We start from the raw sequence: 13,525 nt of genomic DNA, 5'->3' as shown, positions 1-13,525 counted from the left end.
GCTTAGTGATGATGGAGCTTTGACTGCTCTTTTACACCTTACATCACTGGTCCCTTTTGCAGCGGAATGGTGGTCCCTATTCGGCGGAATATTCACATAGTTCGTTTAAGCTTTGAAGAATATATTTAAAGGGGGATTTATTGATCCAAAAACTGATGATAGATATTTTAGCATCAAATGGTTATAGCGATAAATTTATATGCGGGTTTCCAAGAAGGATGTTGTGATTGATTTAGAAGTTAATTGCATATGCTCAAATGCATTCGTTTTGTTAATTAATAATGTTCAGTTATCCTTTATTGACCTAAATCCGGTCAGATGACGAGTATTCATTCATAACTATCTTTTGGTGTTTTCTTTATATTTTGTCGGAAATAAAGTTATGATAGCCTTTCGTGAAGTCAATCCGCCGTTATATAAGGTATATTATTCACAGGAAAATTTCAGGCAATAATAAAAAGCGTTAAAACTATTCGTTTTAAGGCTTTTATTTGCGTTAAAGCTCAGAATCAACTTAACAAAATCCGGTTGTTCAATTCGTCATAAAGTTTGCCTTCGATTTCTACCCAATCCTTATACACTGGTACTTTTTCAATTGGTACTCCTTCTTTTTTAGCCTTCGTCAGGCATTCTTCTATCATACCTTTGAAAAATCGTATGCCGCTTTAAGATCGGCAATTGTCATTTTAGTAAAATCCATATGCTTAGTATCTGCTTATCGCAAAAGGGAATTTTTCCGTTCCCCATATTTGCGGTGATTGTTTATCATTTGATTCTTTTTTTACGTGTTCGGCAACCGGCACCATAATTCCTTGAATCGATGCAACTGCCGAATCAAGTTGAGGATTGGCGCTCCAATTTTTTGACATTTCAATTAATGCTTTGGTAAAATGCAATTTGCTTGCTTTTTCATCTTCATCACAGGCGAAGCAAACTACTAAACCATCATTGCACTTCTCAACTCCCGCATTATATAACTCCTTTGATTTTGCCTTGCTTATAGGGAACTTAATTTTACCGCCATCCTTGAAACTTGCAATTTTGTCCGTAACATCTACAACCGGGTGATCAGAAATAGCCGTTACCCGGCAGCTTTCAACTACAACCAATTGTTTCTTTAAGGTTAGTTCGATTTGACCGGGGTTAATAATTTCGTCGGCGTTAATTTGAAATAATTGCTTGCCTTCTTGTGTCGCTCCATGGCCAATAAGCACCAGCACGGCGAAATCTATTTTTTTATCCTCCTTTAGTAGATCTTGAATTTCATTTACTTTTGGGGTTTCAAGATTAGTTATTTCTGCATCCTCGTATGCTCCACCAGTATTGCTTTTAAAGTACTCGTTGTAATATTTGCCAACTATTTGCAATTGAGCTTTTTGTGTTTCGTTATGGGGATGCCCGGTAATTATAAGTATCTGACGTTTCATTACTGCAAATTTACGGCGATGCTGCTTACTTTATTCAAAGTCTTCGTCAGTGAATTGAAATAAATTAGGACTTAAAGCTTGTTTTTCACGTAGAAATAACCTCAAGTCATTGTTACTAATCGCGCTTTTCCAGGTCGCGCCAACTTGCCTAAAACGCCGATGTTCAAGGCTATCGACCATGCGGTTACCTTCACGAATTTCTGTAGTTGCCATCAGGTTGCCATCCCCATATTTTGTAAGCAATTGGCTCAATAAAGCAGAAGAAAATCTTCGGCCCTCAAACGCCGGCTCGGTATAGAAATACCCGACTTCCCAATCATAATCTTTAGCTAAATCTGGCAGATTTGCCTTTGCTGCCGTAAAATCAGACGCCGTTTTAGGTTTAATAGCACCAATTGCAACCGGTTTCTCCCATGAATATCCAATGGCTATAAGTTTGCATCGTTTAATTTTTTGCTCTGAAGGGTCATTTACCTTGTTTTGTTTTTCTAATAATTCTAGAAAGGTGCTTATTTCATCATCCGTAAAATCAGACGGCTTGCCTACCTTATAAGTTTTATCATTTACCCATGGCACCAGTGTTCCTGTATCCCTCCATATTTTACCGCTGGTCCTGTTTCTATATTTCCCTTTATATCCTAAAATATATAGAAGGGACAGCTCGACATACCAAATCCCGAGTTGTAAAGCTTGGTATTTTGCTTTTAGTTTTATGCCTTTCAACTCGGATCGCTTAGCTTCCTGACCATGTACCAGCGCGTTGCGAATTTTTGTGAACGCCTCGGGGCCGTCTTTGACATTAGGGAATGATGTTGCCAATTCTGCAAATGCTGGAGGTATTTCAGCTTTTATCTTAAATTGAGAAATAATCAACCGAATTTTATTAGCTGCAGTTAGACCTTCGGCATCACCTCCAATTATTATTTTTTGTTTTTCGACAATTAGCCAGTTGTAAATTAATTCAAGTGCGGTTTGAATCAGAATAATTGATCCCTCCACCATTCCCGCGTTTGCGTTGGCTTCAACATACCAATGTATTGCAGTGATAAGAAAGTCTTGGTTGTTTTCAACTTTCCAAAGTTTGTTGTAAGTTTTCCATAAGTCTGGTAAGTCGTTTAAATACATCACATCCGACCAGCATGGTACCACCTTATGACTGTCAACAGTATAATAAGTTGAATAGTCAGTCCAAACATTTTGTCCATCAAACGAACCAGCATAAAACATGGGCGCAATTCTTCGGCCATTTAAAAAATAAAGAAAGTGATAAAATCTATCGTGCCATTTTTGCAAATCTTCAAGGCTGATCGAACCCTTATGTTTCATGATTTTTCCAGCGTAGGTGATTAAATATCCGCCATGCTCGTCAAGTTTATTGAGCCTCTCATTATAATCGGAATATTTGTCAAGTACAATTTTATAAGGTTTATCGTCTAATGTAAGTCGGGATGCGCGCATTCCCTGGCCCGCCGCTGTAGTCATTTTTATGGGTTCACCAAAGAACTCGCGCATGTTCGGAATTGCAAATGTTACCTCGGTTACTGGAATATTACCTTCTCCCCAAACAAACCGATTGGCATATCCCCCGCAAATGGGTTCATCTAAATAATTAAGATCTGTGATTTTTATTTTACCAATAGGTTGGTCTTTTACCAGAATTTCAAATTCGTCTTCCGAGTTAAATGGTGAAACCTGGCTATTTAAAAAAGTAGCTTTAAATTTCACTCCCATATCCGGATACCATTTAAAAAATATATTGCCGTCTACCTCGTATTCTTTGTCAGCTAACTTAAGCTTAAATTCTCCTGAGTATATTTGTATAGGTTCATTTGGATTGTCCATTGATACAGGTGAGACAATGCCGATGGGTAGATTTTTGAAATATTCGTCGACTTTATTATTAGACATAATTTGTGATTATTGGCTTAGAGGTATAAAAATATAAAATTCACCACATATCGGCTTATGAAGGTAAATAATATGACTATGCTCGAATACAAATATTTGTTCCCTGAATTTCAGGGGGACAAACATGGGGAGATTTTATCTTTAATTTCTGGGGTTGATTTTGAGGTGGCTTTTCCGATTATCGCAAGGCTGAACTTTATTGTTCGGGAAGGACAGATTAAAAATTACGTTGACGAGGTTGTTTTTTGGTTTGGGGATAAATCACCATTGGTTAATCAATACTTATTCCGTATCGAACATGGGTATGGTGGAGATGAATTGGCAAAATTGCGGCTGCTTAATATATGGTCTAATTTAACCCTGTTGCAATATTTTTTGGAGGTTTACGGGCAAAGTGAAAATAATGTAGAGAGGATTATCGATGTTGCCGGCACCCACGAACGGTTATTTAAGGCCTATCTTTTTATCAACGAAATCTATGTTGCCAATTTTAATTCACAGAAAGTAGTACAAAGCGTTCCAAAAGGCGTCGGCGTAATAATGATGATGGGACTTACAATGACAGCTATGTTGTTACCCTATCATGATTTAAACCATATCGACGACGGTGATGCAATGATAACTCAATTTGTCAAAGCTGTTTATTTCTTTCAATTTGCTGAAGCAAATTTACCCGATGTACTTGCAGTGTTTTTAGGTGAGTGTGGCGTCGGAAACTGGAAGGAGTATTTCAAAGCTATTTTTCCAGTTGTCGATCACGCCTTTAAAAATAATAAGGATGGATTAGCTTATCTAACAGTTGACCCTAATAATCCCCGTGCCGAAACATCAAGGTTGTTTTTAAAACGCCTGGCAATTGATAGCCATGATAGCGGTTTTTCACAACATGATTTTATTTTACCCCGATCAAAGCCGTTGCTTCAAATCAATTCTGAAAAATTTGTTATCGTTGATAATTTGTTGGTTTACAACAAAATGTATAACTCCCTCTTTTTTGAATTTAATGCTATTATAAAATCAAATCGAGCGTTATTTACAAAAGGTGATTTCAAGGGGTATTTAAATGACGAATTTTCAGAGTCATTCCTGGCAAAGCAGGTTCTTAATTCAATTTTTGCAGAAGGTAAGTACATTAGATTTTCAGGCGATGAAATAAGAAGGGAATATGCGCCCGATTTTATTGCGGAACCTGATTATTACGCACGAAATTTTGATAATATTTTTCTATTTGAATTAAAGGATACGTTTGTCAGTGGGTTAACAAAACAGTCATTTAATATTGAACGGATCATTGCCGAATTAAAGTCTAAACTATGGTATAAAGAAACACCAAAAAAAGATCGAATAAAAGAAGAACCGAAAGCCGTCAGGCAGCTAATAAATAATATTAAGCGTGCGGTATTTGATGAATTACCTTTTGATAAAGATTTAGAAAATAAGTACCTAACATTCTATCCTGTTTTATTATTTGTTGATCAGGGGCTTTCTACACCTGGTATAAATGAGATTATAAATCATTGGTTTCAACAGGAATTGCTCAATGATCCCGGCCTGCTTAGGTTACAAGACCGAATTGCTATTAAGCCACTTACGATGATCGATGTGGATACCTTAATAATTTTCCAGGATGATTTTAAAAGTGGGAAATTTCAGTTGGATGAATTTATATCGAAATATTGGGCTTATAAGGAGGGCTTTTTAGCTTTAGGTAAGTTGGGCATCACCCAAGCTGTTTACGATAGCACACTAACCTTTGGAGCCTTTTTAAGATTGTTTAGAAAGAAAAGAAAGACCCCTGCGATTTTTATGGAGTTTGGGAGATTGTTGTTTGATAAAAAACGCAAAAGTTGATTGAATAGGTCTATGGATAATGTAAAGTTTCAAAGAGAAATATTGATTACCTATGATAGCGTTTTTGACAGCAAGTTTGAAATCGGACAAGCCTTTAAAACGATTCCCAAAACTCCTGCAGTCGAGTTCATCGCCTATTTATTGCATTTATTCAACCTCAGAAAGAGGAATGATTTGAGGTTTCAGTCCGGTAAATTGTACGAATGGATGATGAGGCTTGAATCGACCGACCAACGTGATTTACTGGCGTTTATTCAAAATAATAATGCAGTTGTTAACTCCGCAGCTTTCAAATTGCTGGAAAGAAGGTCATGCCTCAATTTGATACAATATCTTTTGGTGAATGCCGATGCTGCATCTGATCGCACTTTGGACCGTAAGGATTATTCTCTATTGTTTAAGGCATTACTGCATTTCAATAGCGAAGAGGTGGAATTTCAAAGCAAGGTCTTTGCCTGGGATGACAACGGAAGCTTTGACGATTTTGTTGATTGGATTCTTCAAGTTCAAATTAGGAACGTAGAAAATGAGCGATTTAAAGAGTATGACATACAATTTTTAAAGATTTATTACTTTTTTAAATATTGTGAGGGGAACCAAGGCTTTACGCCATTACTTCAGTCTTACCTTGCAGATCTCGGGCTGTCATCTTATAAAAGTTACCTATGGCGCTTAATTACACCATATTTAAGCGTGATGACTGCTGAACCTCCATCCCCGAAAATGTTTTTTGACACAACACCCAATGGCCTGCACTTTCTAAATCGGATGATCATAAATGGTCATGCCACCTTAGATAGTGATTTTAAGCAGTTGCGATCTTATCCGTTATTAAAAGCCGATGATAAAACCTATGTATTTCTTGATTTTAGGTTTTTTATTGACAAACTATATAATGGCTTTTTGTTCGATTTTGCAGAGGTAACGGGCCTTAAATTCCCAAAGTTAAAGCAACAAATGGGGGACGATTTTTCAGAACACGTCTTGTTTTATTCAGTGATGAAACAATGTTTTGCGGATTATGGAAATGTAACTTACACGGGAGCTGAAATGAAGGCTAAGCTTCTTAGCGGTGAATCTGATTATTATATCAGGAAAGATGACATAATTTTGCTTTTTGAATTTAAGGATATTCTAATCCCTGCATCCATTAAATATGAGAGTTCTATCGAGAAAATTAAATCAGGAATCCTTGAAAAATTGGAAAAAGATTCGAAAGGGAAGAAAAAAGGTATAACCCAATTATTGAATAGTATAGAGCAAATCGAATCCGGACTCTATGAACAGAAAGGATTAGATGGAAAGCATCATCATTCCATTATTTATCCAATAATCGTTCATACCGATGTGAGCCTTGAAAGCTGTGGAGTTAATTACTTCCTAAATGAAAAGATGAAACGTTACGTATCAGATTCATCTTTAAAATACGAACGGGTTGGAAACCTTATCTTGATAAATATAGAAACTTTGATTAAGCTTCAAGACAATTTTAGCGATAGTGAAATTGACCTGATTCAGGCCATTGAATCTTATATCAAATATATCAATACGGGTGATCCAATAAATGACACCTTTCCGTTCGATCAGTTCATAAAATATCATTTAGAACAAACTCTCGGTGGCCGTGTTAGCCAGCCCAAAATGTTTATCGAAGTTATAGAACAATATGAACGGGAGGCTGGAAATTGAAATATTAAGCGATAATATGCGATTGATACGTAAGTTTTCGCCAATTAAGATGCCCGCCAGGTATTTGAAATATAATTTTGCTTAGCTAATTTTAGTATATACCCAATTAAAGACTTTACTACAATTAATTGCAAATTGAGCATATTAACCTGCATCTTTAATCTCATTTTTTAGTTTAAAATGGAAGAAAATATAAAGGATCAGCATTTCCTTCCTCGTTGCTATTTACAGGGCTTCACGAATGAAAATGGCAAACTACAAACCTTGAATCTGGAATTATTTGCGAAGCGCGGCAAGAGGCCATACCCAAGAGAATACGCCCCTTCTCAAATTTGCTACGAGGAAGATTTCTATACTGTTGGAGATATGACCGGCTTTAATGTGTCTGACAATGGGGATAAGTATGTCGTAGAAAAGAGCTTCCACCGATACGAAAACCATTATCATAAACTTATCGATCAGATAAAGGCCGGGCAAGCATTAGCCATCGGTGATGCCGGTTTTTTAATTCAAATTATCTTTGATATAAAACTGCGTAACAAATATTTCCGGGATAAGTACATCGAACCGAATCATGCGAAGGTTGTCAATGAGGCGGCGGATGAACTTAAAAAACAGCTTTCAGAGGATGAGGAATATTTCAAAAAGTTTCATGGTGCATCCTTGAAAGACATGCTGGATTTGAATGAGAAAATCAGGAAAATGCTGATTAACGACAAGGACTTTAAGCAGAAAGCCCATTTGTCCACAATGATGCGCAAGGAAGATGGTTATAGGATAGCATTAGAAACCGTTATGATGAATTTTATCCATTGCCCTTGGGTTATTTTAGAGTCTCCCGGTAATTTCATTACAAGCGATAACCCGGGTAGTTCCATGAGTGAAGATGGCGAAATTCATAATTTCTTTTTGCAGAAAGATTTTGTTTTTGTGTTTCCCTTAACGTCATCGTTATGTTTAACGATTTCAGACAGTCAAGGTGACCCATATTTCCTGAAAAATCCTGCTATGAAGGTATATGCCAAGGGGCCAGCACCCCAGGATATGCTCGAAACCTCAAATGGGATGTTGTTTCGCCACTATAATAAAATAGTATTTGGCCCCAATAAAAATATCCTGACAGAATATGCCGACAAATTGATAATTAAGAAATAGTCATCTTGTTTCGATACAATTTTTAAAAATGAGGTATGATTGATTGAGATTTCTATGATATTTACGGGATGAGCCTTATTGCCCTTGAAAGCCTAAATGATAATTACCCAGCAGTTAATCAGATCAGAAAGCAATGTTTTCAAACATTGCCTAATGAATTAAAATTTGCGGATGACTATGCGGCAATCGTAAGATTTTCTATTAAACAATTAGATATTGACCAGGCAATCAATATGTTCGATATCATTGCTCTCGAAAATTGTTGCCAACAAGTACTCAGTAAGCTTAGATTTTATCATGATGGTAAAATAATTGAACAGTTATGGGATGGCCATTCTGCTTGGTATAATCCGGTGTTTCACTATTTTAGGCATATTCTTGGTTTTAACGATCTGCCTAAAAACAACCTGAATAAGCTTGACCAGATGGTTCGTGAAGATTTGCGGTATTTGTTGACCCTGATCCAACGCTATGAAACTAATGAATCGGCCATTAAAACTTACCTAAACGAAGGTACAAAACGAGGCGAGCACGAGGATAAAATTCGATTGGATTTTTACGCCCGATGCATTAAAGAGCGTGATATCATCGTAAAATATTTGACGTTCAATATCGAAAAACGCGCTTTTGAAAAATCCATTAATGACCATGAATTAGGTGGCGTACAAACTCAATGGATCATTGAATTACAGGATCGTCCATATCGGTGGTGGCATCCATTTGCTAACCCCTACTTTGACTATAAGCTAATTAATACTTACAGACACCGCTTGGGTAATAACGAGTTATTGATAAATAGGCAGGAACTGGAAGATTTATATGTGAATGGCGAAGTAAATCAGTTTTATTCGAAGCTTGCGGAAACTAAATCACCCGAGCATGTTTTTCACGGGATTTTGAGTTACTATGTTGCAGTGAATAATTTGCTTAGGGATCGCAAACCGATTTTCGAAGAATTGAAGAGGCTTTTTGAAAATGAACTTTGGTACGGATTTACAGCTCTTGCTTTACCTCAGGTAGAGGGAATTTTTTCTGATATGACCGCGTTACTCAAACCGGACAAAAAGTTCAATTCGCTTCCTAATAAAGTGTCGGCCGTACGGCCATTCTATGACTACCACGAAAGCACGTTTGATTATTTTGAATACATCCTGCCACGTTTACGAAATAGGTTCTTACATACTGGCAATTCCGTTGGAAATGACTTTAAAATTTTAGCGCTGGATTTGCTATACGATCTCGACTATATATTGGATGTTTTCAATAGTCTGAAGGATGAACAAATCACCCTAAATAATCTATTGAATAGTAACATTGAACTATATCTAATTTCGGTAGAAGATTTTAACAGGTTCTTTAAGCTGTTAGACAAGTTACGGCAAAGGGCAAAGGAATATCCCGAAAATTCTAAACTTGCCGAAGTGCTTGGCCGTTGGGATGATTTTGAAAATGGGCATTTAGCTGAAAGCGGTATCTACGACATGATTTGGAGCAGAATCAAGTTTGAGTTATATGAAAAGACGGTTGATTTATTTAATACACTCTCTAATCTAACCTCCGATTTGCCTAATCCTATTTCGCTTTTTGCAATAAAAGTTTCCGAATTGAGGTCAAGATTTGATGAATTGAAATCTATCATTGGCAGTGATGCTTCATTTTATAAAAAGCAATATGAAGAAATTATGGCAACCTACAATTGGCTCAATGAATATAGAAAACACCTGGTTTCAATAAAACCCGAGTATATTAAAGAATTAAGTGACATTTATAAAGAAGAAAAAGAGAGAGACAGAGTTAAAAAAATGGATATCCTTAAACCCTTGTTTATAACTGACCAGGAAATATAACTTAGTTTTTTATTTTGTGAGCTAACGTTGTATCAGGCTCACAAGCTTTCTGCCAACGATCATACATTTGGGGCCGATTGTCAAGCAGCGCATCCCTGGTCTGTCCTCCGGCCTTTAAAGTATTTAATATGTCCAAAACTTTATCAATTTTACGTTTTGACCATCCTGATTTTGCAAACAAATAGGCTTCCATTTCATCGGTATTAGTTGAAATGTTATTTTCTAAAACGACTGTAAAAACTGTTTTTATCAAACTTCGATCGCCAGGGTGACTTGCTTCGTCACCTATCGACTGAAGATTTAATAAGGCCTGCTCTAAAAGGCAACTAACCGGTGGATATGGAGTGGCTACTGTTTGTGCAGGGTAAGCGATTGCCCCGGTGATTTTTGCCCACTTGTCAACTGAGCCATTATACCAAGGCGCAACTATCATGAAGTCGGAATTGATCTCCGATTCTAACGCTAACAATTCATCGCTTGATAACCCGAGCGATACAAATGCTTCTTGCTCGACAGAGCGAATACTATTAATTGCTTGATGAACAGTAAATACTTTGGTGCCCGGAAATGGTCGGCTTCGTTTTTGAAAATTTTCCATTAACGAGCTGCTCGACAATTTCGGTTTGTTGCTTTTGACCTGTAACCAATAACACACGTCCTTTTTGTCCCTTAGCTGCTATGACCCCTTGCACAAGGTTTCTTACATCTTGAAAGCCAGGGGTATTATTAATCAACGGATTTGTATATATGCGAGTTAGGTTTTTCATGATTTATTTAAGTTTAAGTTGCGCAATATCGCTAAAGGCTTTTTGCTGCCAAAATTTAAACTTTAAATAATGTTAAAGTATAATATTCATATTGTTTTTTCGGCATGTCCATGTCTGAAAAAACAATATGAATAATGTTTTTCTGGCTATTTTACATACGATATCAATGACCAACCATTGATAACTATTTATTATCAACGATCGAATTTTGAAAGGAAATAACGATGTGTTCAGGGCAACTCGTTTCATAATCTTTTGCGCTTTAAAATAAACATAGACGCTTTCTTTCTTAATGGCCTGCAAATCATAATCACTTCTCGCTAATTTACATGTAAAAGATCAGCGGCTGGTAATTTCTTGTTGCAAAATGCTAACAAGTTTTATTCTTTTGATTTGCTGGTCGGCTGGTTCATGTAAGTACATTTGATCGATTTCCGGATCTGAAAACCCCTGTTTTAATTTATCAAGGATGGCAGCAAAAGTATTTTTTAACACTGCAGAGTCATTCAATATGGGTAACAGTTGGCGCCCAAGCATTTTGGCGGCTGCGATCAGTGGCTCAAAATCCTCATCGATCAAATCTTCATATTCACCCTCGTATATCGTATCGCCGGCGATTTCAAAATAGTTTTCTAAAATATAGTAAAAGTCGCCCAGATCTTTCGCAAGCCGTTCCGGTTTTTCATGGCTGGCAATCAGTTTGAGTATGCATAATCCCGGAAGTGTGCAAATTTTAAAATCAATCCCGTTCAGTTGAATATTTGCGGCATGGGCTAGTACTTGCATATTACCAAACACCGAAAGATCCATTGGCGGGCTACCCTCCAGGTAAACCATATGATCCCGCTCAATTCCCCCGAATGGAATGAGATCAATAATAGTTTCGTCAGGGGCATGCAAACGATAGGGCTCTTTGTCGGCCTGGAAGCCCTCTGATTCTTTTAAATAATCTTTAAGGGCGATAAAAGTATTATGACTACTGATGTATATGGAAAAATCCACGTCTAAAGTCGTTCTCCTTACCGGTAGTGTTTCGATGTGATTCATCCAGAGATCGCGTGCAAAAGCACCGATCAAATAATAATCAATATCAAATTGTCTGAACCCTCTTTCTAAAGATTCAAAGGTGGCTCGCATGGCCCCGAACCGCATTTCTTCAAAATTGATCTTTAAGTAATCCATCGTAAAGTTTTCGTGCGGTTTCCAGATTTCTTGGGTCGCCGGTATTGATCAGATCGGCATAGGCTAATATAGGCGGAACAGTATCTTCGTTTTGAAGATTAAATTTCCAGAACTTCTTATAGACCATTAGTATAGCGTTATCCTGGGGGACTAAACGATATTTTTTGATTAGGTTCGTCTTGCTTTCTACCGTATATAGCGTTAATTTTCCAGGTTTAAGGTAGCCGGTCAGCAACTTGGCTGCTGGTTCACCGCCCCACTGAGTTTCGTAGTTGGTGAGGGGTATTTTTTCCCATTCCTTTTCGTTTCCGTTAATGAACCTAAAATCGCCTATTTTCAACAGTGGCTTCAACTTTTCCTCATAGGCCGCGATCCATTCATCCAGCAATTCTTTCTTTCTGGCAAGACGCAAGTTCTTTTTATCTAATTGTATTACAAAGCCCTGGTCTTTCAGGCTGTTGATAATATAGTTGATGTTACCCAGGGCGATATCGTAGTCGTCCGCCATTTGTCTATAAGTGACATTCAGGTAATTTTCGTCGTTAAGGAAATGGAACAGCAAGGTCAGTCCGGTTTTATTAAAAGCTCGGTCTTTTTTAACAGGGTTTACCTGCTCGGTTTTAAAACCGTCGATGAGAAACAGCCAGTCATCTTTTTTAATGTAACAGTTGCCCGCTGCATCCAGATAATTCAGTCCCAGATTCCTGAGTTGTTCCCGTATCGCAGGGTAAATTGTCTCCGCTATGATGATGACATCTCCAGCCTGTTCCCGGGTTTGCTGGAACTGCGGAAAATGAATCTGTTTAACTTCTCGTTTAAACTCTACCGGAAATATGTATTTGTGACGATCTCCTTTTAACTCTAACTGGCCATCTACATTCTTTCTACCTGTACGCGCATACCACCGCCCTTTCAGCCCGGTTCGTTCCTGCAGTACCTGTATAACTTTATAAATGACCTGCTCTTCTATGTTCACTATTTACTCCTGTTCACTTATTTGTGAACACTAAGTTAAAGTGAACAAACTACAAATCCAAATTTCCAACTATTATTCCTCCAGCTGATACTACACTACCTATGTTTTCGAATAGCTGGCTCGCAAATGGTTCGGCTAAAGTACCAAGAGCGCAACTGCTTAGTTTTAACGCAATGGCCGTTAACTGAATTTGCTGTAGCAGCGCCCCTGCATCCCGCCAGATTAAACTTTCAGGATGTTCGTACTTGGCTGCAGTTCTGGATGGGTGTGCCAACAACCATAAAAAAACGCCTTGCTGCATATCAACAGCGGTATTGATATGGGCCACTAATTCAGTTACTACCACCAAATCTAACCTTAATGTATTTAAGCTATGTTCAAAGGGGTTATAATAAGCAACCGTTGGTTGCGATGCATTGCTGCAAACCAAAATATCAATGGGATGCCGTGCGCCCGCGGAAGGGCTTGGACGATGCGAAAGCACATAACCATCAGATTGCACCCGCGTTTCTAAAGCTTTGGCAGCGAACCAAAGTAAGTGGTCAAGCTGTCCCGGAAGTAAAGCTCCAAAACTATGGGTAGAATGCCTGGTCATCGCAATTTCAAAGAAGTCAGCGTTATGATCACCGGTTATTGGTCGCTGTAATTTTGTCTTTTCTTTGACCGGATAAGCAAACATGGGGACTGTATCTTCCCGGGATTTAGGTGTCGGATTGCTCATAT

Annotated in this window: 10 protein-coding genes; 4 read left to right on the top strand and 6 right to left on the bottom strand. The window is 37.7% G+C overall.

The features are described 5' to 3' along the window. Window positions 1-704: 704 nt before the first annotated feature. Both M2273_RS22870 and M2273_RS22865 read right to left on the bottom strand, forming a co-directional pair. On the bottom strand, window positions 705-1,427 hold the full coding sequence (locus tag M2273_RS22870) for a caspase family protein (RefSeq protein ID WP_429400100.1): 723 nt from the start codon (window positions 1,425-1,427) through the stop codon (window positions 705-707). Between the two features lie 30 nt (window positions 1,428-1,457). Beyond that, window positions 1,458-3,335 (bottom strand): hypothetical protein, encoded by a 1,878-nt coding sequence (locus M2273_RS22865; protein ID WP_429400099.1) that lies wholly within the window; start codon window positions 3,333-3,335, stop codon window positions 1,458-1,460. A gap of 78 nt (window positions 3,336-3,413) precedes the next feature. On the opposite strand from M2273_RS22865, the gene M2273_RS22860 reads away from it, so the two are divergent. The 4 genes from M2273_RS22860 to M2273_RS22845 all read left to right on the top strand — a co-directional run bounded on the left by M2273_RS22860 (window position 3,414) and on the right by M2273_RS22845 (window position 9,877). Continuing rightward, window positions 3,414-5,186 (top strand): hypothetical protein, encoded by a 1,773-nt coding sequence (locus M2273_RS22860; RefSeq protein ID WP_429400098.1) that lies wholly within the window; start codon window positions 3,414-3,416, stop codon window positions 5,184-5,186. A gap of 12 nt (window positions 5,187-5,198) precedes the next feature. Then, window positions 5,199-6,875: a hypothetical protein gene (locus tag M2273_RS22855; RefSeq protein ID WP_429400097.1), complete on the top strand. Its 1,677-nt coding sequence runs from the start codon at window positions 5,199-5,201 to the stop codon at window positions 6,873-6,875. Between the two features lie 180 nt (window positions 6,876-7,055). Then, entirely contained in the window at window positions 7,056-8,030 is a 975-nt protein-coding gene (locus M2273_RS22850; protein ID WP_429400096.1) for a DUF4238 domain-containing protein, read from the top strand. A 68-nt stretch (window positions 8,031-8,098) separates the two neighbouring features. Next, the gene (locus M2273_RS22845) at window positions 8,099-9,877 is read left to right on the top strand and encodes a hypothetical protein (protein WP_429400095.1); all 1,779 of its coding nucleotides are present in this window, start codon (window positions 8,099-8,101) and stop codon (window positions 9,875-9,877) included. Between the two features lies 1 nt (window position 9,878). Here the strand turns inward: M2273_RS22845 and M2273_RS22840 are convergent, their stop codons facing one another. The 4 genes from M2273_RS22840 to M2273_RS22825 all read right to left on the bottom strand — a co-directional run bounded on the left by M2273_RS22840 (window position 9,879) and on the right by M2273_RS22825 (window position 13,523). Beyond that, window positions 9,879-10,475 carry a hypothetical protein gene (locus tag M2273_RS22840; RefSeq protein WP_429400094.1) on the bottom strand — a complete coding sequence of 199 codons (597 nt, stop codon included), beginning with the start codon at window positions 10,473-10,475 and terminating at the stop codon, window positions 9,879-9,881. Window positions 10,476-10,983: 508 nt separating this feature from the next. After that, a complete protein-coding gene (locus M2273_RS22835) occupies window positions 10,984-11,826 on the bottom strand; it encodes a hypothetical protein (RefSeq protein WP_429400093.1) in 843 nt (280 codons plus the stop codon). Beyond that, on the bottom strand, window positions 11,801-12,802 hold the full coding sequence (locus tag M2273_RS22830) for a type IV toxin-antitoxin system AbiEi family antitoxin (RefSeq protein ID WP_429400092.1): 1,002 nt from the start codon (window positions 12,800-12,802) through the stop codon (window positions 11,801-11,803). Before M2273_RS22830 ends, M2273_RS22835 begins: the two co-directional genes overlap by 26 nt. Before the next feature lie 49 nt (window positions 12,803-12,851). Beyond that, complete coding sequence (locus M2273_RS22825; protein ID WP_429400091.1) at window positions 12,852-13,523, bottom strand: nitroreductase family protein; 672 nt, start codon at window positions 13,521-13,523, stop codon at window positions 12,852-12,854. Window positions 13,524-13,525 lie beyond the last annotated feature (2 nt).

The organism is Mucilaginibacter lappiensis, assembly GCF_050433765.1.
Lineage (GTDB): Bacteria > Bacteroidota > Bacteroidia > Sphingobacteriales > Sphingobacteriaceae > Mucilaginibacter > Mucilaginibacter lappiensis_A.
Note: the sequence above shows the minus strand (reverse complement) of the source record. Positions and strands in the feature narration are given on the sequence as shown.